The sequence below is a fragment of the Bradyrhizobium sp. AUGA SZCCT0182 genome, from assembly GCF_018130185.1.
GTDB lineage: Bacteria > Pseudomonadota > Alphaproteobacteria > Rhizobiales > Xanthobacteraceae > Bradyrhizobium.
This window is the reverse complement of the sequence record NZ_JAFCLY010000037.1, coordinates 1-23,473: the sequence shown is the minus strand read 5'-3', so window position 1 is coordinate 23,473 and position 23,473 is coordinate 1. Positions and strand designations below refer to the sequence as shown.

Annotated in this window: 22 protein-coding genes and 2 pseudogenes; 22 read left to right on the top strand and 2 right to left on the bottom strand. The window is 62.3% G+C overall.

Annotated elements, in window-relative coordinates:
- The first annotated feature begins 64 nt into the window (after nt 1-64).
- From JQ611_RS30495 to JQ611_RS30400, 21 genes and pseudogenes are all read left to right on the top strand, one after another.
- Nucleotides 65-787, top strand: coding sequence for a GntR family transcriptional regulator (locus JQ611_RS30495; RefSeq protein ID WP_212385913.1), 723 nt, complete (start codon nt 65-67; stop codon nt 785-787).
- A gap of 101 nt (nt 788-888) precedes the next feature.
- On the top strand, nt 889-1,503 hold the full coding sequence (locus tag JQ611_RS30490; RefSeq protein ID WP_212268219.1) for a glutathione S-transferase family protein: 615 nt from the start codon (nt 889-891) through the stop codon (nt 1,501-1,503).
- Nucleotides 1,496-2,740, top strand: coding sequence for a CaiB/BaiF CoA-transferase family protein (locus JQ611_RS30485; protein WP_212467520.1), 1,245 nt, complete (start codon nt 1,496-1,498; stop codon nt 2,738-2,740). The genes JQ611_RS30490 and JQ611_RS30485 overlap by 8 nt, the downstream gene beginning before the upstream one ends.
- A 24-nt stretch (nt 2,741-2,764) precedes the next feature.
- Entirely contained in the window at nt 2,765-3,373 is a 609-nt protein-coding gene (locus JQ611_RS30480) for a carboxymuconolactone decarboxylase family protein (RefSeq protein WP_212467519.1), read from the top strand.
- A complete protein-coding gene (locus JQ611_RS30475; protein WP_212385916.1) occupies nt 3,370-4,275 on the top strand; it encodes an amidohydrolase family protein in 906 nt (301 codons plus the stop codon). Before JQ611_RS30480 ends, JQ611_RS30475 begins: the two co-directional genes overlap by 4 nt.
- A gap of 12 nt (nt 4,276-4,287) precedes the next feature.
- On the top strand, nt 4,288-5,055 hold the full coding sequence (locus JQ611_RS30470) for an enoyl-CoA hydratase/isomerase family protein (RefSeq protein WP_212268212.1): 768 nt from the start codon (nt 4,288-4,290) through the stop codon (nt 5,053-5,055).
- Between the two features lie 18 nt (nt 5,056-5,073).
- Nucleotides 5,074-5,943 (top strand): alpha/beta fold hydrolase, encoded by an 870-nt coding sequence (locus JQ611_RS30465; protein WP_212467518.1) that lies wholly within the window; start codon nt 5,074-5,076, stop codon nt 5,941-5,943.
- Between the two features lie 95 nt (nt 5,944-6,038).
- On the top strand, nt 6,039-6,260 hold the full coding sequence (locus JQ611_RS30460; protein WP_212467517.1) for a hypothetical protein: 222 nt from the start codon (nt 6,039-6,041) through the stop codon (nt 6,258-6,260).
- 517 nt (nt 6,261-6,777) lie between these two features.
- Nucleotides 6,778-7,920, top strand: coding sequence for an ABC transporter substrate-binding protein (locus tag JQ611_RS30455; RefSeq protein WP_409363253.1), 1,143 nt, complete (start codon nt 6,778-6,780; stop codon nt 7,918-7,920).
- A gap of 22 nt (nt 7,921-7,942) precedes the next feature.
- A complete protein-coding gene (locus tag JQ611_RS30450; protein WP_212268204.1) occupies nt 7,943-8,815 on the top strand; it encodes a branched-chain amino acid ABC transporter permease in 873 nt (290 codons plus the stop codon).
- Nucleotides 8,816-8,832: 17 nt separating this feature from the next.
- The gene (locus JQ611_RS30445; protein WP_212385919.1) at nt 8,833-9,819 is read left to right on the top strand and encodes a branched-chain amino acid ABC transporter permease; all 987 of its coding nucleotides are present in this window, start codon (nt 8,833-8,835) and stop codon (nt 9,817-9,819) included.
- Complete coding sequence (locus JQ611_RS30440) at nt 9,816-10,586, top strand: ABC transporter ATP-binding protein (RefSeq protein ID WP_212268200.1); 771 nt, start codon at nt 9,816-9,818, stop codon at nt 10,584-10,586. The genes JQ611_RS30445 and JQ611_RS30440 overlap by 4 nt, the downstream gene beginning before the upstream one ends.
- Nucleotides 10,579-11,319: an ABC transporter ATP-binding protein gene (locus JQ611_RS30435; protein WP_212385920.1), complete on the top strand. Its 741-nt coding sequence runs from the start codon at nt 10,579-10,581 to the stop codon at nt 11,317-11,319. Before JQ611_RS30440 ends, JQ611_RS30435 begins: the two co-directional genes overlap by 8 nt.
- Nucleotides 11,320-11,341: 22 nt before the next feature.
- Nucleotides 11,342-12,550 carry an aspartate transaminase gene (locus JQ611_RS30430; RefSeq protein WP_212467516.1) on the top strand — a complete coding sequence of 403 codons (1,209 nt, stop codon included), beginning with the start codon at nt 11,342-11,344 and terminating at the stop codon, nt 12,548-12,550.
- Between the two features lie 103 nt (nt 12,551-12,653).
- Nucleotides 12,654-13,595 (top strand): nitrogen assimilation transcriptional regulator NAC, encoded by a 942-nt coding sequence (nac, locus tag JQ611_RS30425; RefSeq protein ID WP_212467515.1) that lies wholly within the window; start codon nt 12,654-12,656, stop codon nt 13,593-13,595.
- 159 nt (nt 13,596-13,754) lie between these two features.
- Nucleotides 13,755-15,818, top strand: coding sequence for a hydantoinase/oxoprolinase family protein (locus JQ611_RS30420; RefSeq protein WP_212268192.1), 2,064 nt, complete (start codon nt 13,755-13,757; stop codon nt 15,816-15,818).
- A 12-nt stretch (nt 15,819-15,830) separates the two neighbouring features.
- Complete coding sequence (locus JQ611_RS30415) at nt 15,831-17,507, top strand: hydantoinase B/oxoprolinase family protein (RefSeq protein ID WP_212268190.1); 1,677 nt, start codon at nt 15,831-15,833, stop codon at nt 17,505-17,507.
- An 8-nt stretch (nt 17,508-17,515) separates the two neighbouring features.
- On the top strand, nt 17,516-18,319 hold the full coding sequence (locus JQ611_RS30410; protein ID WP_212467514.1) for an SDR family oxidoreductase: 804 nt from the start codon (nt 17,516-17,518) through the stop codon (nt 18,317-18,319).
- Nucleotides 18,320-18,335: 16 nt separating this feature from the next.
- A complete protein-coding gene (locus JQ611_RS30405; RefSeq protein ID WP_212385924.1) occupies nt 18,336-19,037 on the top strand; it encodes an HpcH/HpaI aldolase/citrate lyase family protein in 702 nt (233 codons plus the stop codon).
- A gap of 81 nt (nt 19,038-19,118) precedes the next feature.
- Nucleotides 19,119-19,283 (top strand): annotated as a pseudogene (locus JQ611_RS41975) (aldo/keto reductase); the annotation flags it as partial.
- A gap of 1,257 nt (nt 19,284-20,540) precedes the next feature.
- Nucleotides 20,541-21,356 carry a DUF2066 domain-containing protein gene (locus JQ611_RS30400; protein ID WP_212467513.1) on the top strand — a complete coding sequence of 272 codons (816 nt, stop codon included), beginning with the start codon at nt 20,541-20,543 and terminating at the stop codon, nt 21,354-21,356.
- 143 nt (nt 21,357-21,499) lie between these two features.
- On the opposite strand, the gene JQ611_RS30395 is transcribed toward JQ611_RS30400, so the two are convergent.
- The gene (locus JQ611_RS30395) at nt 21,500-21,772 is read right to left on the bottom strand and encodes a hypothetical protein (protein ID WP_212268182.1); all 273 of its coding nucleotides are present in this window, start codon (nt 21,770-21,772) and stop codon (nt 21,500-21,502) included.
- Nucleotides 21,773-22,483: 711 nt separating this feature from the next.
- Between JQ611_RS30395 and JQ611_RS30390 the strand changes: the two genes are divergently transcribed.
- Nucleotides 22,484-22,975, top strand: a complete 492-nt coding sequence (locus JQ611_RS30390; RefSeq protein WP_212268180.1) for a septal ring lytic transglycosylase RlpA family protein — start codon at nt 22,484-22,486, stop codon at nt 22,973-22,975.
- Between the two features lie 56 nt (nt 22,976-23,031).
- On the opposite strand, the pseudogene JQ611_RS30385 reads toward JQ611_RS30390, so the two are convergent.
- Nucleotides 23,032-23,473 (bottom strand): annotated as a pseudogene (locus tag JQ611_RS30385) (hypothetical protein); the annotation flags it as partial.

Genomic DNA, 23,473 nt, shown 5'->3' with positions numbered 1-23,473 from the left:
TAGGCTAGGTTATTATCCTATTTACTGCAAGTCAGGCCGGAATCCCATATATGCAGACGTTGTCATGAGCACCCTCAGCCAAAGCGCCGTGCCGCGTTACATCCAGCTGGCAACCCTGTTCCGCCGACATATCGAGACGGGACGGTGGAAAGTCGGCGAGCAGATCCCGACGGTCGATGAACTCGCTTCCGAGGTGGGCGTCGCACGGGCAACGCTCCGGCAGGCGCTCGGCATCCTCGAGAGTGAGCAATTGATCGAGCGGTTCCGCGCCAAGGGCACGTTCGTGCGCCGCCAGCCCAAGGATCATCTGTGGTGTACGATGGAGACCAATTTCGCGGGGTTGCTCCGTGCACGCGAGGGCGCCACGATCGAAGTGCTGTCGGCCGCCGACGGTCAGCTCCCGATGATCGTGCCGCACGGCATCGGTGAGTTGGCTCCGAGCTACAAACGGCTGCAGCGCAGGCACTCGCGCGACGGTGAAGCCTTTCTGCTCGCGGACGTGTTCATCGACGAGCGGCTCGTGCCGCGCATTCCGCCCGACGCGTTCACGTCGAAGACGGCGCTGAAGCTGGTGGCTGACGTTCCAGGCCTCGTCATCAAGGATGCGCAACAGACATTGACGATCGGCGGTGCCGATCTCGAGACAGCCGAACTGCTCGGCGTGCCGCTTAATGCACCCGTCGCTTTCGTCCAGCGTACCGCCGTCGATGAGGAAGGCTACATCGTGCTCATCGCAGACGGCATCTATCGCGGTGACCTGGTGCGGGTCGATATCAAGTTGCGCTGAGCCGTGCCGCGGCAGCGCCTGTGCGGTCTGCAGTAGACAGCACATCAAAAAGGCTATAAAGCTAGCTTTTAGCGCTTTAGGTACCGAAAAGAGTTCCCATCGTGAAGCTGCACTGGTCCCCACGGTCCCCGTTCGTCCGCAAAGTGATGATCGCGGCGCATGAGCTCGGGCTTGAGCAACGGCTGACGCTGCTGCGCACCGTCGTCGCCATGTCGAAGCCGAACGAGGCGCTGCTGTCGGACAACCCCGTCGGCAAAATTCCGACGCTGGTCCTGGACGATGGAACGGCGATCTTCGACAGCCTGACGATCTGCGAATATTTCGACGCGCTCGCGGGCGGCGGCCGGTTGTTTCCCGCGTCAAAGCCGGAGCGCTGGAATACCCTTACCCGGCACGCCTTGGCCAACGGCTTGCTCGACGTGCTGATCCTCTGGCGGAACGAGCGCGACAAGCCGCAAGCCCGGCAGACGCCGGAATGGATCGCAGGCTTTGCGCTGAAGACGCGCGCGGCGCTCGAGCGTTTCGAGCAGCTCGCGCCGCGTCTTGGCGATGCGCCGTTCGACATCGGCCACATCGCAATCGGCTGTGCCCTGTCGTATCTCGACTTCCGCTTTGCCGATCTCAACTGGCGGGCCGGTCACCCGGCACTCACGGCATGGTATCAATCGTTCAGCGAGCGCCCGTCCGCCAAGGCCACGGAGATCGTCGATGGCTGAAACGGACAAACGGCAGCGCACTGGTCCGCTGTCGCATCTCAAGGTGCTGGACCTTGGTCGCATCATGGCGGCGCCGTGGGCAACGCAAATGCTTGCCGATCTCGGCGCCGACGTCATCAAGATCGAGCGTCCCGGCAGCGGCGACGACACGCGTTCATGGGGGCCGCCGTTTCTGGAAGATCGTGACGGCAAGCCCACGAAGGAGTCGGGCTACTACCTGTCGGTCAATCGGGCCAAGCGCTCGGTCGCCATCGATCTGGCCGCGCCCGAGGGTCAGGAGTTGGTGCGCCGGCTGGCTGCTGACGTCGACATTGTGATCGAGAATTTCAAGGCTGGCGCGCTTGCTCGCTACGGCCTCGACGCGGCGACGCTGCGCGCGAAGCACCCGAAGCTGATCTATTGCTCCATCACCGGCTTCGGCCAGGACGGGCCGCGTAGCAACCAGGCCGCCTATGATTTCGCCATTCAGGCCATGGGTGGCCTGATGAGCATCACGGGCGAACGCGACGGCCAGCCCGGCGGCGGCCCGCAGCAGGTTGGCGTGCCGGTCGTCGACATCATGACCGGCATGTACGCAGCGGTCGCCATCCTTGCCGCGGTCGTCCGGCGCAACGAGACCGGCCAAGGCGAAACCATCGACCTTGCGATGCTCGATGTGCAGGCCGCGTTCCTCGCCAATCAGGCGATGAATTTTCTGGTTGGCGGAAAGACGCCGCAACGCGGCGGCAACCGTCATCCGAACATCCAGCCGCAGGACGTATTTGCCTGCGCCGACGGGCATCTCGTGCTCGCGGTCGGCAACGATGGGCAGTTCTCCAAGCTGTGCGAAGCTATCGGGCGGTCTACGTGGTCGACCGACGCATGTTTCGCCAGAAATGCCGATCGCGTTCGCAACAACGCCATGCTGACCGGCCTGCTGACGGAGCGTTTCCGCGATTTTTCGCGCGACGATCTTGCCGCACGGCTCGATGCCGCCGGCGTGCCGTGCGCGCCGATCAACTCCATTCCGCAGGTGTTCGACGACCCGCAGATCAAGCACCGGCAGATGCTGCGGCACTTGCCTCACCAAAGTGCCGGCACTGTGCCGCAAGTCGTCAGTCCGATGCGCTTTAAGGATGCCGCGTTGAGCTTCGACGCCGCGCCGCCATTGCTCGGCCAACATACGCACGAAGTCCTGGCCGAGATCGGCTTCGACGCAGCGGCCATCCATGCGCTCGCGGCGCGCGGCATCATCTGAAATCAAGCGATGCGAAGGAAAGTCATGGCGCGCATTCCTCTGCCAACCCCCGATGAGATGAGCGCGGATCAGCGTCGCGTCTACGATGCGGCCGTGTCTGGGCCGCGCGGACAGTTGATCGGGCCGCTGCGTGCCGTCATCCACTCTCCGGAACTTGCGGCGCGCTGGTCGAGCCTCGGGGAATATCTGCGCTACCAGACGTGCCTGCCGCCATTGCTGAAAGAGCTTGCGATTCTGGTGACTGGCCGGCGCTGGACCAGCCAGATCGAGTGGTGGGTGCACGCCAGAGCGGCAGGCGAAGCTGGGTTGGCCGCGGCCGCCATCGAAGCGATCCGCGTAGGCAAGGCGCCGCAGTTTGAAACCCGCGACGAAACCGTCGTCTACGAATTTGCCCGCCAGCTCCAGCAGCAGGGCGAGCCGGATGTCACCACCTATCGCGAGGTCGAGCAGCGCTGGGGCGTGCGCGGTGTCGTCGAACTGACCGCACTCGTGGGCTACTACACGATGGTCTCGATGACGCTCAACTCGCATGAGATCCCGCTTCCCGACGGCGTCGAGCCGCCGCTGAAACAACTCGGCAACGGGTTGACGCTATTGCCGCCGGCGCTTGTTTCCAGATCGGAAAAGTCATGACCGGAGCATCGCAGCCGCCAACGATCATCGCTCCGGACGCCAGCCCGCCGCGACGGCCGCTTCCACCGGGCGCGTGCGATGTGCACAGCCACGTGTTCGGCCCATTTGACCGCTTCGTTTCGTCTGCGCCGTCTGTCTATGCGCTTCCCGAAGCCACGCCCGATGTGCACGCGAAGATTCGCACGAAACTCGGCTTTGCGCGCGGCGTCCTGACCCAGGCGGCGCCCTACGGCTTCGATCCGTCGGCGATGCTGAATGCCCTTGCCGCCTCCGCGGGCGCGCTCAAGGCCGTAGCCGCAGCCGATACAACGGTGAGCGACGCGACGCTCGCTGCCTGGAAGCTCGGAGACATCGTCGGCCTGCGCTTTGTCGAGGCACACGCTCCTGGCGGCGTGCGCTACCCCGGCAGCGTCGGCTTCGATCAGTTCGTCGCGTTGGCGCCGAGAATTCGCGAGCACGGACTGCACGCCCAGCTCTGGGCCGGCACCGTCCAATATCTCGAGTGGTTGCCGCGCCTGCTGCCGCTCGGCGTGCCTCTCGTGCTCGACCACATGGGCAAGCCGGATCCCGCCCGCGGCGTTGCCGACCCGGGCTTTCAGCTGCTGCTCGCGGCGCTGCGCGAGGCGCGGATCTGGGTCAAATTGTCAATCTGCCGGGTGTCGTCGGCTGCGCCCGAATACGCCGACGTGCGTCCGCTTCATGACGCGCTTGTCCAAGCCAATCCCGACCGCGTGTTGTGGGGCTCCGATTGGCCCTATGTGCGCCTGTCACCCGCGCCGGATGCCGGGCATTTGCTTGATCTGTTCGACGCCTGGACGGGCGACGCCGCGCTTCGCACCCGCATTCTCGTCGATAATCCCGCACGGCTCTACGGGTTCGACGCCGCAGCCCCGCTTGACTGAGAGGAAACCACGATGACCGAGACCTATGAAACCTGCCTCGTTGACGTCGCCGACTACGTCGCGACGGTCACGATCAACCTGCCGCCGGTGAATGCCCAGAATGGAAAATTCCGGGAAGAGATCACGCGGATTTTTGACAGTTTGGGACAGCGACCGGACGTTCGCGCCATCGTGCTCACCGGGCAGGGCAAGCTGTTTTCGGCCGGCGCCGACCTCAAAGACCGCCCCGACCCGAGCGTGCCGGGCGCCTACACGACCCACGGACGTAAAGTGCGTGAAGGCTTCAACTGCGTCATGGAGTGCGAAAAGCCGGTGATCGCGGCGCTCAACGGCGGGGCCATCGGCGCCGGCTGCGTGCTGGCGCTCTGTTGCGACATCATCGTCGCCGCGGACGATGCCTATCTGTCGATGACCGAGGTCGATTATGTGCTCGCGGGCGGCGTCGCCCATGTGCGCCGCCATTTCGGCGAGTCGGATGCTCGCCTGATGATCTACACGGCGCGTCGCGTCACCGGGCAGGAATTGCTGCGCATGCGCGTAGCGTCAATGTCGGTGCCGCGCGATGAACTCATGGAGACGGCGCAAGGAATCGCCCGCCAGATTGCGTCGAAGAGCCCGCTCGCCGTGCGCGCCGCCAAGAAATCGTTCCTGGTCACGGAAAACCAGCCGTTGCAGGAGGGTTACAAATTCGAGCAGTCGCAGACAGCGATGCTCGCCACCACGGCGGATTTCAAGGAAGCGCAGGCGGCCTTCCGCGAGAAGCGTAAGCCGACGTTCTGACCGACCATGATCGCTTCCGTGCGTGAAACCGACGATGCTCCGATGCGCCGGCTTGCTGTGGCGATCTTCTTCGTGTTCGTCGTCTGCGATGCGGCGTCAACTGCGGCGCAGGCGCCGCGAACGCGCGAGGTCGTCACCTATGACGACGTTGCCATCGACCTGATCGCTGAGGGCAGCGGTCCGCTCGTCGTCATGTTGCCGTCGCGTGGACGCGGTTCCGAGGACTTCGACGAGGTCGCCGCCGGCATCGCTGGCGCCGGGTTCCGCGTGCTGAGGCCGCAACCGCGTGGCGCCGGCCGCAGCACCGGGCCGTTGGAAGGCGTCCGTCTGCAGGACCTCGCGCGCGACGTTGCGTTCGTGATCAGTCGCGAAAAGGCCGGGCCCGCGGTCATCGCGGGGCATGCTTACGGAAACTGGGTAGCCCGCATGACGGCGACCGATCATCCCGAACTCGTGCGCGGCATCGTGCTTGTCGCGGCAGCCGCGAGGACGTTTCCGGACTACCTGCGCGACGATGTGCAGCAGGCCGCGGACTCGCGTTTGCCGGATGACGTGCGTCTCGCCGCCTTGCGCCGTGGGTTTTTCCTGGAAGGCCACGATGCATCGGTCTGGTTGAACGGCTGGGCGCCGGCCGCCCACCGCAGCCAGGGCGTCGCTGCCGCCGCCACCAGCCAGGCGGAATACTGGCAGGCGGGCACCGTGCCGATACTGGACCTGGTGCCTGATAGCGACCCATTCAAGCCCAGGGAAAAATGGTACGAGAGCCGCGACGAGTTCGGCGGGCGCGCCACTGTCATGATCATCCCGCGCGCGAGCCACGCATTGATCCCCGAGCAGCCGCAGGCCGTCGTTAAGGTCATCGTCGAGTGGGTCCGCAAACTGCCATGACGTTGTTCGGCACGTCATACCGACATCGCAGTCATCGCCCGCGCTAACTCGCACTTTGCGTCGAGGCTGGGTCTCGACAATAGCGGCGTGCAGGGTTGCGATCAGTAGAGTTCATCGAGCCTTCGACGGAAGTCGTCTCGCGTGGTCTCTCGCGGATTCCATTGGTTGTAGCCGGCAGCAAAGCGAGATCGGTAATCTCGATCGGCTCCGGGACGCATCACATCTATATCGGCCGTGTCGTGGCGGCAGCCTCGCTCGATCAGCATGCGTTGCTCTACAGGGACAGCCTGTTCCGGAAGCTGGCGGCGGGGTGCTGAGGTGAAGTGCGCGCGTTTTTCCGGAAGCGCCTGCGCAATAGCGCTTGACCGTACCAGCGTCGATGTCTTGCGCAGATCGCCGAGAACTAGGGTATTTGGGGAGGGTATCGCAGGTTCGGACGGAGTATGGAAAGCGGGGGCAATCCAATTACTTTGGCCTTCGAAATGAGCTAAGCGCCTAGGGGCGTTCGATCGCCTTCCACCCCACCAGGAGTGCCTCGAACGCGGAGATCCGCGCGCAGCATGGGCGTTTTTAGTCCGCAAGACCTGTTGCTCAGTAACCCGAGGATGGATGCAATTGATATGCGCACGCGTCCATGCAGGTCGCCATAACTAAACGCTATGGTGGCAGATTGCAGTTGTGGTTCCCCCGGTCTGGCCCGCGACCATAGTCTCATTGTCACAAACCGGATGCGCCCGTTCGCGAGACGGTGAGCTACGGTGAGGCAAGCCGCCAGTGTTTTGGATGGAGGAGGTCATGATGCACAAACTTGATCGCAGGGCATTCTGCTTCGCTATGGGCTTGATCGGGCTGGGGGTTGGATCGGTCGATGTCTGGGCCCAGGATGCAACGATCCGCCTTGGCATCGTCGCTCCCATGAGCGGGCCGAACGCCCGCTACGGTTCCTTCTCGCTGCGCGGAGCCCAACTGGCCATAGAGGAAATCAATAATGCCGGCGGCGTTGTTGGCCGCAAGATCGCGATCAATTCGGGCGACAGCCAGGGCACGCCGGTCGAAGGCGTTTCGGCCACGCGCCGCCTGATCGACCTGGACAAAGTCGACTTCATCATCGGCGACGTGTCGAGTTCGGTGACGCTCGCCATGCAGCCCGTCGCCGAGGACGCGGGCGTATTGCTGCTCAATGCCGCCTCGTCCAACCCGAAGATCACCTATGCTGCGGGCGTCGGCGGTTTCAAATGGACGTTCCGTAACTATCCGACCGATGAAAACCGCGCCCTCATCGTCATCCAATATGCTGCCGAGAAAAGAGGCTTCACGAAGTTTGCCGTGCTCTCCGTCGATACCGACTATGGGCGCGCGGCAGTCGACTTCACGAAGAAATATCTTCCCGGGCTCAAGGGCACGATCCTGACGGAGGACTATTACAAGGAAGGCGAGGTCGATTTTCGCAGTGTGCTCGCCAAGATCCGCGACTCCGGTGCTCAGGCGATTATCATGTACGGCAATGCGGACACGACGCCGATCATCGGGCGCCAGATGATCGAAGTCGGCCTGGCCGGCAAGGTACCGCTGATCGGAAATGCGGAATTCAATACCGAAAGCACCATCAAGGCGGCGCCGAAGGCGCTCGAAGGCGCCGTAGAGGCCGCTGCGTGGCTGCCGGCGTGGGACGCTCCGAAGAGCCTCGCTTTCGTGGAGAAGTTCAAAGCCAAATATCGCGAGACTCCCAACAATCACGCTTATGTGCATTGGGAAACCGTGCATCTTCTGGCCAAGGCCATCGAAGCGGCCGGCAGTGCCGACCGTGCCAAGGTCCGCGACGCCCTATCGAAGATCAAGTACGATAGCGCGATGGGCGAGGTGACCTTCGACGATCATAACCAGGCACGCCTGCCGATGATCCTGCTTCAGATCGAGAACGGCAAGCCGGCCATCAAGGGAGCCTACGCAGCCGAAATCAAGTATCCCGCCAAGTGAACGCGAAAGAGGAGTAACCAAAATGGTGTCCGCGATCTTCGAGCAGATCGTCAACGGCATCGTTTCCGGCTCCGTCTACGCCATCGTCGCCGTTGGAATGACGATGATCTTCGGTGTGCTGCGCGCCATCAATTTCGCGCATGGCGAATACTACATGCTGGGCACCTTTGGTGCCTGGTTCGCGATCGAATATTTCGATCTGCCTTATCCCGTTGCGATCGTGATTGGCGTGGTGGCGACCGCGGTCATAGCTGTGGTCGTCGGCCAGTTCGTGATGCAGCGCATCGTGGGCGCCCCGCCGGAAACCGGAGTGCTGGCGACGCTCGGCATCGCGCTGGTCCTGCAGAACACCGTGATCCTCGTCTTCGGCGGCGGCTATAAATTCTTCTCCGGCGGCTACATCGAGCCGGTCTCGATCTTTGGCTTCACGCTGGCAGAGCAACGTGTCCTGATCATCATCGTCTGCATTCTGGTCTTCGTCGGACTGGAATTGATGGTTACCTACAGCCGCATGGGAAAAGCCATGCGCGCGGTGTCCCAGAATATCGAGTGCTGCGCGGTGGTCGGCATCGACGTACCCCAAGTGGCGCTTCGGACGTTCATTCTCGGAGCTTGCCTGGCGGCGTTGTCCGGCGTGCTGACGGCGCCGGTGAATGTCAGCGTCTATGGCGGGATGGGCGAGATCATCACGTTCAAGACCTTGCCGGTCATCATCATGGGCGGGCTGGGTAACGTTCGCGGCACGTTCTTCGCGGCGATGATCCTCGGCATCGCGGAAAGCCTGGTGGCAACCTATGTCGGCCTCCAGTTCCGCGACACCGTCGGTTTTGCAACCTTGATGCTCGTATTGATGTGGCGTCCCCACGGGCTGTTCTCCGCGCAAGCCCGCTTCTGATTGTTCGAGGACAGACGATGTCGCCCAACGATCTCTCACTCCCGGCGCCCCGACGCGATCTGCGGTTGCCGTTCGGCGCGGCGCTGGCGGTAGCCGCCTGTTTGGCCCCATTGTTTCTCGGCAACTATGCCCTGCACGCGATCATCATCGCGCTGATCTTCCTGTTGCCGGCCCACGGCCTCAATTTGCTGGTCGGCTATACCGGCCTGCTATCGCTGGCGCAGGCCGCGTTCTTCGGCATCGGCGCCTATACGTCCGGCCTGATGGCGGTCCGTTTCGGCACGCCGTTCTATCTGAACTTCCTAGCGGCGGGGTTGCTTGCCGCGGCCATCGCCCTGCCTCTTGGCATTCCGGCGCTCAGGCTGCGCGCCACGTCCTTTGTGATGTGTACGCTTGGCTTCGTCATCATCGGGCAGGCGATCGCCAAGAACTGGATCAGCCTCACCCGCGGTGACATGGGGCTGTCGGGCATTCCGAAACCCTATTTCGCGCTTGGGCCGGCATCATTCACGATCTCGGGAACCACGAGCTTCTACTATCTGGTGCTGGTCATCGCAGTGATGGCCACGCTCGCGGCGTATCTGATCGTGCGGTCGGCGGCCGGGCGCAACATGGTCGCCATTCGCGAGAACGAGACGCTGGCCGAATCCGTCGGCATTCCGACCTGGCGCTACAAGCTGGTGGTGTTCATGATCAGCGCGGCTTTCGCAGGTCTCGGCGGGAGCGTCTATGCGCATTACCTGACGGTGGTCAGTCCGCTCACGTTTCAGATGTACTATTCGACGACGATGCTCATCATCGTCCTGGGCGGCGGTGCGGGAACGATCTCGGGTGTCGTGTTCGGCAGCCTGTTGTTCGTCGGCCTCTCCGAAGCCCTTCGCGTCGCGCCTGAAGTCAGGATGATCGCCTACGGGTTCTGCCTGCTGGCGCTGGTGTTCTGGTTCCCGAAGGGCTTTGCGCCGCTGATTGATCGCTTCTGGTCCTTTCTCAGGGAGCGCAAATGACCGGTCTGCCCATCCTTGAAATCTCCGGACTGCACAAGTCCTACGGCGCGGTGCGCGCGGTCGATGACGTCAGTCTGCATGTCAATCGCGGCGAGATCTGCGGGCTTATCGGCCCGAACGGCTCGGGCAAGTCGACCTTTTTCGACTGTGCGACCGGTCTCTCCAAGCCGAACGCCGGTGCGGTGAAACTCGACGGTCAGGACATCACGGGATGGTCGCTCAACCGCATCGCCCGCGAGGGCCGCATGCTGCGCTCGTTCCAAAAGACCGTGGTGTTCAGCGCCCTCGACGTTGAGGAAAACCTCGTCATTGCGGGCCAGATGTTCACCTTTCCGGACCTCTGGTCCACTTTCGGAATCGGTGCCATGGCGCGCGCCCGTGTCGAGGCGTTGCGGGAACGCGCGCGCGAATTTATCAAGATCGCCGGGCTCTGGGATGTCCGTCATCAGCCCGCCGGAAAACTGTCGGGAGGCCAGCAGAAGCTGATCCAGTTCGCGTCGATGCTGATGCCGGAGCCCAAACTGATCCTGCTCGACGAGCCGATGGCCGGCATCAATCCCAAGCTGATCGAGCGCGTCGTCGAGAGCATCCGCTTCGCCAACGAGAAATTTGGCGTCAGCTTCCTGGTGATCGAGCACAACATCGATGTCGTCACCGACATCTGCGAACGAATCGTCGTGCTCGATCAGGGGCGCAAGCTGGCCGAAGGGACACCCGACGAAATTGTTCGCAACCCGGCGGTGCGGGAGGCCTATCTCGGTGGTTGATCCCAGTCTCTCGATCAAGGGTCTGCGCGCCGGCTACGGTTCGCTCGATATCCTCAACGGCGTCGACCTCGACGTGCCGCAGGGGCAATTTGTCGCCCTGATGGGGCCGAACGGCGCGGGCAAGTCGACGCTCCTGAAGTCGCTCTATGGCATGACGACGATCAAGGACGGCAGCATCGAATGGCAGGGCAAGAATATCGCCGGCTACAAGTCGCGGGCGATCCTCGCCGAAGGCATCGCCTTCGTGCCGCAGGGCCGCTGCAATTTTCCGGTCATGACGATCGACGAGAATCTCCAAATGGCCGCCTATACGCTTCGCGACGCCAGGGTCAGGGCCGACCGCGACTATGTCTATGACCTGTTTCCGATCCTGAAAGCGCGACGCAACACACTGGCCGGCAACATGTCGGGCGGCGAGCAGCAATTGCTTGAGGTGGCGATGGCCGTCCTGCAACGGCCGAAGATACTGCTCGTCGACGAACCGTCGGTCGGTCTTTCCCCGGCGGCCATTGCCATCGTCTTCAACGAATTGCTGCGCATCAACGCCGGCGGGCAAACCATCCTGCTCGTCGAGCAGAATACCAAGAAGGCAATGGAAGTCGCGCACCGCGCGGTCATCCTGCGTCTCGGCAAGGTAATCTGGGACGGCAGGCCTGCGGACATCACCCACGATGAGCTCGGCGAGCTCTTCCTGACGGGCCGGATGCGGGGCGAGGCCAAAGCCGAACACTGATCATCGTTCAGAGGAAGCTACCGTGACCATCTTCGTACCTGCCGCGCGTGTGTCGCGCATCAAGATTTCTCCGACCACGGCCGCCGCGGCTCGCGTGCGCGAGTTGAAGGCCGCCGGGCACGACATCGTCGATATGACGATCGGCGAGCCGGATTTCGACACCCCGAACCACGTCAAGGCCGCTGCGCACGCGGCGATCGACGCCGGCGAGACCAAATATACCGCCGTCAATGGGACACCGGGGCTGCGCGCTGCGATCATGTCCGACTACAAGCGCCGCCTTGGACTTGACTATGTGGAAAGCGAAATCTGTGTCGGCGGCGGCGCCAAGCAGATCCTTTTCCTGGCATTGATGGCAAGCGTGGAGGAGGGGGCGGAAGTCATCATCCCCGCACCGTACTGGGTGTCATATCCGGACATGGTGATCGCCAACGACGGCAAGCCTGTTATCGTTGCGTGCTCCGAGAACGTCGGCTTCAAATTGACCCCGGCCGCGCTGGAGGCGGCGATCACGCCGCGAACGCGATGGTTGATCCTCAATACGCCCTCGAACCCGACGGGCGCCGCCTATGATCAGGCCGAACTCCAGGCACTGGGCGAGGTGCTGCTCCGCCATCCGCATGTCATGGTGCTGTCCGACGACATCTACGATCAGATCTGGTTCCGCGACGAGCCGATGACGACGATCGCGGCAGTGGTGCCGGCGCTCAGGGATCGCATCCTTCTTACCAACGGTGTTTCGAAATCATACGCGATGACCGGCTGGCGCATCGGCTACGCCGCAGGTCCCGCCGGCCTGATCGCGGCGATCAACAAGCTGCAGTCGCAGATGTCGTCCTGTCCGTCCTCGATCAGCCAGGCCGCCGCGGCACACGCGCTTGTCGCCGAGCAGAGCTTCGTCGGCGAAAGCGTCAAGCTCTACCGGGAGCGCCGCGATTATGCCTGCGCCCGCCTGAATGCTGTGCCTCATCTGCGCTGCGTCGTGCCGGACGGCGCGTTCTATCTCTATCCGAGCTGTGCCGGTGCCATCGGCAAGGTCACGCCGGAGGGCAAGGCGATCGGCAGCGACCTCGACTTCGTCCTCTACCTCCTCGACAAGGGCGGGGTCGCGTCGGTCCACGGCGCGGCCTATGGGCTTTCGCCGTATTTCCGGCTTTCGACCGCGACATCGATGGAGATGATCAAGGAGGCGTGCGACCGCATCGAGAAGGCGTGCGCCGCCCTGCGCTGAGGCGGCGGGAGTACCCGGGCCGACAGTGCCCGGGCCGGCAGCGCCTTGTTCTCCTGTCGTCATCGACCTATCCTGCATCTTGCAGGATCGAAGCGGCGGGGCCATGAGCGTTGATTTCACCAAACTGAAGAGCTTCGTGAAGATCGTCGACGCCGGCAGCGTATCCCGCGCCGCCAGCATCCTGCGTACCGCTCAGCCCGCGCTGTCCCAGCAGGTCGCAGCCCTTGAGAGCCATTTCAAGCACAAGCTGCTGACACGCAGCAACACTGGCATCACGCCGACCGAGGCCGGCCTCGTATTGTATCGGCATGCACAATTGCTACTCAAGCAGATCGAGCAGGCGAAGATCGACATCGATAACTCCTCGAAATCCTTGGCCGGGCGGGTCTCGATCGGCCTTGCGACCTATTCGACGTCGAGTGCGCTGTCCTTGCCGATCCTGAAGGAGATGAAGGTGCTTCATCCCCAGATCATCGTCCATATCAATGACAGCTTCGGTCATGTGCTGAGCGAGTTGATCATGACCGGCAAGATGGACATGGCGATCATCTATGGTTCGGAGCCGATCAAGGGGGTCGTGTTGCGGCCCTTGTTTCGGGAGGAACTGTTTTTGGTATCGCCCCCGGGAACTGCATTCGACAAGCCGGCGACCGAGGCGCTGCCGCTTTCGTCCCTCACCGATGTTGCGCTGCTGTTGCCGAGCAGGGGCCACTTTCTGCGCCGCCTGATCGACGAATCCCTTGCCCGGGCGCGGGTCGTCCCTAACGTGGCCTCCGAAATCGAGTCGGTTTCGTCGCTGGGGGCGGCGGTCATGGACGGTCTCGGTTCGACGATATTGCCTGCCTCTGTCGCCGCCGGCGCCTCGAGCTTTGCCGGCGCTGATATAAGGCGCCTGGTGCGTCCGGTGATCGAGGCCACGGTCTCGCTTTGCACCTCCGATCATCTACCGCTGTCGGAACCCGCAGTGGCGGTCCGATCGGTGCTCCTCGATGTGGTGGAGAAACTGATGCGCAAGCACCCGCAGGGGATCCGGGCGGCGCCATAACCAAAGTCTATGGCGGCAGACCGCACTTGTGTTGGCTGGCGCCAGTTGCATCCCGTAGCCTCAACCATAACGGGATTCCAGTGATCCGGGCTCGATGATTCATCGGGTCGTTCGGGACCGTTCCCGCGCTGCCTGCAGAACCGTCGCGCCGAGGAAACAATGGCCAAGCTCGCATTTGATACCGGGGGCACCTTCACCGATTTCGCCCTGCTCGACGACGACGGCGAATTGCATCTGCACAAGGTTTTGAGCACGCCGAAAAATCCGGCGGAGGCCGTGGTGCAGGGTGCGACGGAATTGCTCGACCGCTTTGCCAGCGTGATCGATCTGGCCAAACTCCAGGTGCTCGGCGCCACCACCGTCGTCACCAACGCCGTTCTCGAACGCAAGGGTGTGGAAACCGGTTTCATCTCGACCGCCGGCTTCCAGGACATGCTGCGCATCCGCAACGAGGGCCGCTACGATCTCTATGACCTGAACCTCCGATATCCCGATCCGCTGGTCACGCGCGCCAACAGTTTTGGTGCCGAGGAGCGCATGACTGCCGATGGCGCCGTGGTCACCGAATTGAAGGAAGACGCCATCCGGGAGATCGCCGGGCGGCTGCGTAGCAAGGGCATCAAATCCGTCGCGGTCTGCCTGCTGCACGCCTACAAATACCCGAAGCACGAACAGCGCATTGCCGCGCTGCTGCGGGAAGAGAGCCCCGACATCTTCGTATCACTTTCCTCGGAAGTTTGTCCGGAAGTGCGCGAGTTCGATCGCGCCTCGACGACGGTCGTCAATGCCTATACCCGGCCGCAGATGGCCGGCCACGTCGCCCATTTGCAGCGCGAATTCGCCAACAAGGGTATCGACCGGCAGGTGTTGTGGATGACGTCGTCCGGCGGCCTGGTTCCGAGCCTGCGCGCCGCCGAATTGCCGGTGCGTCTGATTGAGTCGGGGCCCGCCGCCGGTGCGGTCGCTGCCGCCGAATTCGGCAGAACAGCGGGCGAGGCGAGCGTGCTTTCGTTCGACATGGGCGGCACCACGGCCAAGCTCTGTCTGATCCCGAATGGCGAGCCCACCGTCGGCACCGACCTCGAAGTGGCGCATTATCAGCGCTTCCGCAAAGGGTCCGGTTTTCCGCTCAAGATCCAGTCGATCCAGATGATCGAGATCGGCGCGGGCGGCGGATCCATCGCTGCAAAGAATCCGCTTGGTCTTCTCGATGTCGGTCCGCGCTCGGCCGGCGCGCTTCCGGGTCCGGCGGCCTACCAGCGCGGCGGCACCGAGCCGACCGTCACCGACGCCGACATCCTGCTCGGTTATATGGGCGTCGAATCCTTCGTCGGCGGCTCGTTCAAGGTCTCGAAAGATGCAGCCCAAGAGGCGATGAAAAAGCTTGCAACCGCGCTCGACGTCAGCGTCGACCGCTGCGCCTGGGGTATCCACGACCTCGTCAATGAATCCATGAGCAAGGCGGCGGCCATGCATGCGACCGACCTTGGCGTCGATCCACGCTCGCTGCCGATGGTGGCTTTCGGCGGCGCCGGTCCGGTGCATGCCTACGGGATCGCGCGCAAGCTCGGCATCAAGCGCATCATCTGCCCGACGGGTGCCGGGGTCACATCAGCAATCGGGCTCCTCATCGCGCCTGTTGCCGTGGATCTGTCCGCCAGTTTCCCGATGGGCGTAGACAATTGGGATTTTGACGGAATGCGGCTGCTGCTTGACGATCTGGCCGCACAAGGAGCCGAAGTCGTGAGCGCTGCCGGCGTCGCGAAAGCGGCGATCACCAACCGTTACACCGTCGACATGCGCTATGTCGGGCAGGGCCACGAGATTACGGTTGCGTTGCCTGACCGTAATTTGCCGAAGGACGAATTTCTCCGGCAGTTGATGGACAACTTCACCAAGCTCTATCGCGAGCTGTTTGGCCGAACCGTAGCGGCGTCGCTCGAGGTCATCACCTGGCGGCTTCGTTCCAGCGGCGGCAAGGATCAGGTCACCCGTCCACATCAAGCGGAGGTCGCAGACGCCCTCAAGGGCAAGCGATCGGTGTACTTCAACGAGCTGGGCGCCTACGTCGAGACGCCCGTCTACGATCATTACAAGCTCCCGCTCGATCAGCCGGTGAAGGGCCCGGCCATCATCGAGCAGCGCGAGTCCACGGCTGTCGTTGGTCCAAGCGGCATCGCTCATGTCGACGGGCACGGCAATCTCGTGATCAACATTCTCTGAGGACGGCGCGCGATGTCGAAAAATACCCCCGATTTCAACGATCCGATCAATCTCCAGGTGATGTGGAATCGCCTGATCTTCATCGCCGATCAGGCCGACAATGTTTTGGGACGTACCGCCTTCTCGCCGATCGTACGCGAGAACCACGATTATGTGACCGTGTTGCTGGACAGCCGCGGCCGGGCGCTTGCCCAATGCACGTGGTCGATCCCGGTGTTCATCACGTCACTGCCGGTCGCCGCACAAAAGTATTTTCTGCCGAAGTTTCCAGCCGAGACGCTCAGCGAAGGCGACGTGCTCGCCACCAACGACCCCGAGATCGGCACCGGCCATCTGCCCGACGTCACCATGATTACGCCGATCTTCAAGAACGGCAAGGTCGTCGCCTATGCCGGCTCGATCGCGCATTTGCCTGATGTCGGCGGAAGGCCGCTGCATTCGGAGGCCAGCGACATCTTTGAGGAAGGCATTCGCTTCCCGATCGTCAAGCTGCACAAGGCCGGCGTTCCGAACCAAGACGTGCTCGACATCATCGCCGCGTCCGTGCGCCTGCCGACGGAAGTGCTGGGCGATCTCGAGTCGATGGTGGCGGCGAATAATGTCATGGGACGCGAGCTGCTGAAATTCCTGGATGAATACGAGCTCGACGAGATCGACGATCTCGCCGACGCCATCCATTCGCGTTCGGAAGCGCAGACCCGCAAGGCGATCCGCCAATGGCCCAACGGCACGTACACGGCAGAAGTGCTGCTCGACGGCTACGATGTCGACGTCAAGCTGAAGGCGGCCGTGATCGTGCGGGACGATTCCATTCACGTCGACTATGCCGGCTCGTCGGACCAGGTGTTGCACTCGATCAATTGCCGGACCAACTACCGTTACGCCCATTCGGTCTATGCCCTGAAATGCCTGCTGGACCCCGACACGCCTAACAATGAAGGCTGTATCACCCCGATCACCGACGAAGCGCCGGAAGGCTCCATCCTCAATCCGAACGCATGGACGGCGGGCAATTCGCGCAATCTGATCGGGCACGTCATCCCCTCGCTGATTTTCAAGGCGCTGGAGAACGTGGTTCCGGACAAGGTGATGGGCGACAGCGGCGGTGCGCCGATATGGGCCGCCAATTGCGTCGGCCAGCGCGACGATGGCACGCAGTACGGCTCGGTCCAGAACTTCCATGGCGGGCAGGGCGCGCGATCGGAGATTGACGGTCTCGACACCCTGAGTTTTCCGTCGAACTGCAAGGTAACGGCGATCGAGATGTTTGAGATCGCCGTGCCCGTTCTGACCGAGTGCAAGGAACTGATTGCGGACTCGGGTGGCGCCGGCAAATATCGCGGAGGGCTCGGCCAGCGCGTGATCCTGCGCAATCTCGGCAAGGGCCCCATGAGCATCTATTTGGCCTCTGAGCGCGTGCGGCATCCCTGCTTCGGTGTGGTGGATGGCCAGTCCGGGAGCGCCGGGAAGGTGCAAAAAAATGGCCAGCCGCAATTTCCGAAAGGTAAGGTCGTGCTGAAGACCGGCGATCGGCTCGAGGTCGAAACGCCCGGCGGCGGCGGATGGGGCCGGACGTCCGAGCGCGTCGGCGAACTGATCGAACTTGATCTCGCGGAGGGACTGATTACCCCTGAGGCGGCCCGGGAAATCTACCGCCACACGCGCGCGACGCCTGCGGCCGCCGAATAGGAGACATCATGGGTCTGATCGATGGGAAGATAGCCCTCGTCACCGGCGCCGGCACCGGCATCGGTCGGGAGGCTTCTATCCTGCTGGCGCGGGAAGGCGCGACCGTCGTACTCACCGGCCGCCGGATCGAACCGCTTGAGGAAGTCGCAGCGGAGATCAAGAAGCAGGGCGGCCGAGCGATCAGCCGGTCCCTCGATATCGAGTCTCGCGCGGCGATCCTTGAAGCGGTTGCGTGGGTCGGCGCCATTGTCGGCGCTGTCGACATTCTCGTGAACAATGCCGGCAGTGCCAGCAAAGTGTTGAACGCCCGCTTCATCGGCGAGGAGGAATGGAATTCCACGGTCAACGTCAACCTCACCGCGGTATTCAACCTCACCCAGGCGGTGCTGCCGGGCATGATCGCAAAAGGCGAGGGTACGATCATCACCGTGTCGTCGCTCGCGGCGCTCAATCCGAACCTGCTGGGCGGTGCTGCGTATGGCGCGGCGAAGGCGGGCGTGAAGAACTTCATGACCTTCCTGCACAACACCTACCGCAACCAGGGGATCCGCGCGACCACGATCCTGCCCGGCGAGACCAACACGCCGATCATGGACAATCGCGCGCGACCGCCGCTGGAGAGCGAACGTGCCGTGATGCTCGATCCGTATGACGTGGCCCGGGCGGTGCTGCTCTGCGCCAGCCTGCAGAAGGTCGCGATGATTCCCGAATTGCAGATCTGCCCGACCTTCATGCGCGATACGTCAGCCGATATCGAGACCGCGCGCTGGGTCGGCGCGCCGGACGACACCCCCGACAAGCCAAAAAGATAGACCGGAAGGAACGGCCATGAATGGAGCCAAGCTGCGCGAACGCCTGTCGAAGGGTGAGGCGATCACCATGTTCAATCCCCATCATGTATCGGCCAGCCTCTCGGCGCGGCTGGTGGAGCTTGGCGCGGACTCGATCTTCGTCGACTGCGAGCATGGTGCGTGGGGTTTCGAGGATGTGCGGAATGCCGCGCAGGTCATACGTGGTGCCGGCGGGGCCGCGATCGTACGGCCGGATTCCCACCAGCGCTCGCTGCTAATCCGCTATCTGAATGCCGGGGCTGATGGCCTGATGGTGCCTATGGTCGATACCGCGGATCAGGCCCGCGCTATCGTCGATGCGGTTCGCTACGCCTGTCCGGCCGATCACGAAAAGCGGCTAGTCGTCTCGATGGTCGAGACGCTGGAGGCGATCGGCAATATCGACGAACTCCTCGCGGTGGAAGGGATCGACGTGTTCTTCATCGGCCCCGGCGACCTGTCGCAAAACATGGGATACCCGCCGGCGCCAGCCTTCGGTCAACCCCGCCCACAGGCCGTTATCGACAAGGTCGGTTTCACCGTCGACAAGATACGCGCCGCCGGCAAGATTGCTGGTACGCTGGTGACGGCCGACGAATTGCCGCATTGGCGCGAAAAAGGCGTCCAATTCTATTATATTCATTCCGACCCTTTCCTGCGCCTTGGACTGAACGGTATCAAGAAATCGCTCGGGCGATGAGATTTTTACGCTCGTAGTCGGTATGGGGCCGTCATATGACCCTCAAAGGGCAAGAGGGGGCTCATTACCGGTTCTTCGTCGATCCCCGGCACCACCAAGCTACATCGTCTGGAGGAGAACCGCGGCACGGTCGACGTGACGCTCACGGCAACAGATCTGGAGGAGATCGCAAGAGCGCTTTCGAAGATCGCAGTACAGGGTGAACGGCCCGAGGCTGTGCTCAAGATGACGGGCCTCTCATTGTAGGGCTCCTGCGGCAGCGCACCGCTCATCGCCGATGCTCTGCACTCCGGAGGTTTCAGAATGCGGGCAGTCCCGCGACTTGAACGGGGTTGGCCGCCGCTGCCGGCTTCATTGCTCCGCCTATAATGGGGTACCTTATCGAGGCCTCGAAAGCTGTTCCACAAGAAGGACGTCGTAGGAACAGCGTAGGCGGATTTCTGTCGGACGCCCCCCGTTACTACCCCAGAATCGCACCAATTTTTGTAGCGTTTTCAATTGGTTGATGGTGGAGCCAATCGGGCTGAGTACCCTCCCGCCCCAGCCAGCGATTCCGGCGTTCGGCGAGGCTTCCCAAGAAACGCGAGATAGGGCCGGGCATCCCGGCTTTTCGCGCATTCGATTTCGTCTCCAGACTCCCAGTTCGCCGTTCCTGGGGTGGAAGTCGCCGATGGTCTGCGGCGTTGTCGCCGGATAGTCCCGTTCTTGCGGAGACGATTGGCGGAGACTGGTTTGATCACGACTGCCGCCCGGCCGTACCAGGAGTTCGAATCCCACTCGCTGCGCCAGTAATTCTACGGGAATGATGTGGCCCGCAAACCACAATTGCCGTGCGAGCGCTCAACACAGTCGCCCGCGCGATTGCGGCGGACCGAACGAATCAACTAGACCGCAAACGGGGCTGGGAAGCGGAGTAGTAGTATGAGAGTCGCTTCCTTAGAAAGTATCTTGACGGCGGCCACGCTGGTGTCGGCCGTCGTCGTCGTGGTGTGGGGGATGAAGATTTTCTACGGCACGTAGGCGTGAACTTCCGTCCAACAAGCGACCTCCGGCCAAGAAGAGGTTCGCGGCAATGACATTACTTCCGCGGCGGCGGAAGCCTCCTTCTCGAACTGCCAAACGTTTGTAGGGCAGCATGACGTACTGATCAGTTCGAAGTCTTCTTGCGAGAACAATCAGTTCAAGAGGGCATATTGGTTTCAACCCTCATGCATTTCAGCTCCTTTTTGATGATCGTAGCCTTGGCCGTGTTGGGCGTGCAGCTGGCCTATGCGCTGTATCAATTGGTCACGTTCGTGCTCTAATCGGAAACTGCAAGGCAGCTCTCGCTGGCCCCCAATATCGTCAGTTTCCCTGTAGAATACCCAGTCAGGAGAGGATTTGCCTGGAGACGGGTGCGATCAGCATTGCGTCGCCAGCATCAAGTGAGGGCTTTCGGCCTTGAGGATGCATCCAGCGACGACACGCTCCATTCCCTGCTTTCTGGCGGCAATCGCGGCGGTAGTGCTGCTCGCGCTCCCCGCCGTCGCCGCCGACACGCCACAGCAACCGGGGCTCGCCAACGCGGCAAACGCTATTCCGCCGGCAGAACTCTATCGCGCGCAGACCATCGTGACGGGGCAGGGCGAGGCAAACCGTATCCTCGGCTTCGCATCGTGCCTGGAAGACGTTCTCATCAAGGTAAGCGGCATGCTGCGGCTCGCGGGCGACCCGCGTCTCGACCCATACAAGGCCGATGCTGCGAAACTGGTTCGGGACTTTTCCTACCGCGATGAAAAGGGCGGCAAGCCGAAGAACGACGAGCAGGGCACCCGCGACCGCTCCTTCATTCTGACGGCCGAGTTCGACGAGGCCGCCATCAACGGCATGCTTGCCAAGCTGGGCGTCAAGCCATGGCTTACCCGCCGCCCGGTGCTTGGCGTCTTCGTGGAGATGCAGCCGGGCGCGCGACGATACGTGGTTGCAGGCGACTCGAAAGAGACGGATCTGCAGCGGGCTGCCCTCCTGGCGGCCGCGGCCAAGCGGGGAATGCCCATCGTGCTGCCCGATGCCGCAGCGCTCGCCGGCGTCGGCGCCAATGAGCTTGCGCTTGCGGGCATCGCGCCCGCGAAGATCGCTGAAGCCGTGGCCGGGCGGGGCGGAGAGGTCGTGCTGATCGTGCGCCTCGTCTGGGACGATCAGGAGCTGCGGTGGAACTCGGACTGGCAGCTCGATTCGCAGGGCAGGTCGCAGCAATGGCAGCTTGCGGCTGTCACGTTCGACGAGGCCTTCCGGCAAGGCATCGGCGCTGCCGCGCAAATCCTTGCCGGACACCAATAGCGAGCCGCAATTCGGGAAGGCAGCGGTGACCCGGATCGATGCGCGATAACGGATGTTGTCGACCGAGACGATTACACCACCCTCGCCGACGACGTCGTGAGCCAAGGTGCTGTCAGCCGATGCACCCCACGGAACGAAGCCAGTCAGCGCGACGAGAACACATTCTTCAACTGCACCAGGAATGTCACCAGCCATGCGCACGCAAACATGCCCGCGAGACCGAGCGCCGTTCTGCGATCAATCAAAGACAGGTTTGCCCACCACCATATCCGGTAAAGCCATAACCCTGTCGTGGCGATGCCAAGCAAGCAGACCAGCATCTTGAGAAAGGACGAGTTCGCGACACCTAAAGCGCCAAACAAGAGCGTCGCTGGAATGAGAAACATCGTGCAGGCGGATATCAAGGTCTCGTTCATGGGTCCTCAAGACATCTACGAATCGCGAGATTACATATGCAGTTTGCAGCAACCTGTACGCTTCTGGAAGTGAGACCAATGCGACTGATAATTGGCTTGCCTGCCCACGATGCAGGGCAGACGTTGGCACCCGAGGGCAGCCAGGGACCACAGGAGTGCTCCACTCAGCTAACCGCTGAAACGCCCGTTGTGAGGAGATTTTCAACGGAGACAAATTTCGATCCCGCTGAGCTGTGGGCCGGCAGTGGAATCCGGCCGACGAATTCCCCGATTGTTTGACGCCTCTCAATTCGTCCTCGACCGCTTCTCGACGGACCGAGGCAGACTTCTCTTGCTCACATCCGGATGAGACGCTTACCTGATCACGTGTCGCCGTCGCCTCTCATGTCCGCTGGTGAGGCCGATGCAGACTTGCTCATGGATCAGCTTGAACGTCTGCTTGTGACCCGAGCCGACATCGGCCAGACGCCTGCTCCTGCTCACGCCCTCACCAAGCGCCTCTATTCAGTCATGCTGCTGACGCAATTTCTTTCTTAGTCGGTGGGAAAGACACCTGTGGGAGGACCATCCTGGTTCCCACAACGGTTCCGTCGCCAGTGTCGGCACGAATCCGCAAAATCGGCGCAAGCTCGTTAACGCATCCGCGTTCGCTTGACCATTTTTTGCGGGATCGGGAACCGAACGATCCAGAAAATCAATCGAGGAGTTACGATGTTGTTTCGCTCGAGCGCCGCAATTTGCGGCGTCGTAGTGCTGCTTGCCATTTCTGTTACCGTTGCTCGAAGTGAAATGGCTGCAGTTCATTCAAGCGCCGTCGTCATTGCTGCTTCTGGGGATGCGATCGTTGGCGCAGCATCCACGTACAATCCGTTCCGGCCCGGATGGCGGGAGGGCGGCCCGAACACAGCCTCCGGCGAGCGCTATGAGCCCACTGTCTGGGCGGCTGCCATCAAGACGAGTCTGCGCCAGAAATTTGGTGGGGTCCGATATGGCGCGAGGCCGAAATATGCCCTGGTTGAGGCTGTAGGCAAGAAGGTCATCGTCAAGATAAATGACGTGGGGCCGCTGACGCCTGGCCGCATCATTGACCTCAATGAGCGGACGATGCGCCATTTCGATCCAAGCCTGCAGCTCGGGGTAATTTACGGCGTAAGCGTCAGGCCGCTTTCCGGCGACTATTGGATCCCCGGACCGGTTGGCTGAACATCGCAAGGCACTGGCACGGCGCAATTTGCGTTGCTGCCGCCCTGGTCCGATCCTCAAGTTTCGATGACCAGTGCGGGGCCACCGATTTGCGCGCCGTGACAGCCGATCGGCGAAAAGTGCGGTTCAACGGCAGAGGGCGCGCCGTCAACCAGAACGTCAATTCTTTGCCGCAGGTGATCAACCAGATATTCAGCGCCGACAGTCAGGCAGCCATGATGTCCCCATGGCACCTCGACCACGTCGAGTTGAGAACTGAGATGCCGCCACGCCCGGCCGTCGTGTTCGGCCGCGTAAAAAGTCACGGGGACCTCAAGCGGTGCCGGAAGATACTGCGCCATTGCGGCTGAATAAGCGTGCCACAACGCCGGCGGAATCTCGAGCTCGGCAGTCGTAATCGGCGCGCTCGTCGACGCCTTGGAGTAACGCTCCAGCTCCGCCATTTTTTCAAATGCCCAGCGCAGAGGGTAAAGCGGAAGCAGGGGCTTCATCAGCCCG

Bases quoted from the DNA above. Each gene is read 5' to 3' on its own strand.
- JQ611_RS30495 (WP_212385913.1), top strand. From the start codon at position 65: ATGAGCACCCTCAGCCAAAGCGCCGTGCCGCGTTACATCCAGCTGGCA.
- JQ611_RS30485 (WP_212467520.1), top strand. From the start codon at position 1,496: ATGGCTGAAACGGACAAACGGCAGCGCACTGGTCCGCTGTCGCATCTC.
- JQ611_RS30480 (WP_212467519.1), top strand. From the start codon at position 2,765: ATGGCGCGCATTCCTCTGCCAACCCCCGATGAGATGAGCGCGGATCAG.
- JQ611_RS30475 (WP_212385916.1), top strand. From the start codon at position 3,370: ATGACCGGAGCATCGCAGCCGCCAACGATCATCGCTCCGGACGCCAGC.
- JQ611_RS30470 (WP_212268212.1), top strand. From the start codon at position 4,288: ATGACCGAGACCTATGAAACCTGCCTCGTTGACGTCGCCGACTACGTC.
- JQ611_RS30455 (WP_409363253.1), top strand. From the start codon at position 6,778: ATGGGCTTGATCGGGCTGGGGGTTGGATCGGTCGATGTCTGGGCCCAG.
- JQ611_RS30450 (WP_212268204.1), top strand. From the start codon at position 7,943: ATGGTGTCCGCGATCTTCGAGCAGATCGTCAACGGCATCGTTTCCGGC.
- JQ611_RS30445 (WP_212385919.1), top strand. From the start codon at position 8,833: ATGTCGCCCAACGATCTCTCACTCCCGGCGCCCCGACGCGATCTGCGG.
- JQ611_RS30440 (WP_212268200.1), top strand. From the start codon at position 9,816: ATGACCGGTCTGCCCATCCTTGAAATCTCCGGACTGCACAAGTCCTAC.
- nac (WP_212467515.1), top strand. From the start codon at position 12,654: ATGAGCGTTGATTTCACCAAACTGAAGAGCTTCGTGAAGATCGTCGAC.
- JQ611_RS30420 (WP_212268192.1), top strand. From the start codon at position 13,755: ATGGCCAAGCTCGCATTTGATACCGGGGGCACCTTCACCGATTTCGCC.
- JQ611_RS30415 (WP_212268190.1), top strand. From the start codon at position 15,831: ATGTCGAAAAATACCCCCGATTTCAACGATCCGATCAATCTCCAGGTG.
- JQ611_RS30410 (WP_212467514.1), top strand. From the start codon at position 17,516: ATGGGTCTGATCGATGGGAAGATAGCCCTCGTCACCGGCGCCGGCACC.
- JQ611_RS30405 (WP_212385924.1), top strand. From the start codon at position 18,336: ATGAATGGAGCCAAGCTGCGCGAACGCCTGTCGAAGGGTGAGGCGATC.
- JQ611_RS30395 (WP_212268182.1), bottom strand. From the start codon at position 21,772: ATGAACGAGACCTTGATATCCGCCTGCACGATGTTTCTCATTCCAGCG.
- JQ611_RS30390 (WP_212268180.1), top strand. From the start codon at position 22,484: ATGTTGTTTCGCTCGAGCGCCGCAATTTGCGGCGTCGTAGTGCTGCTT.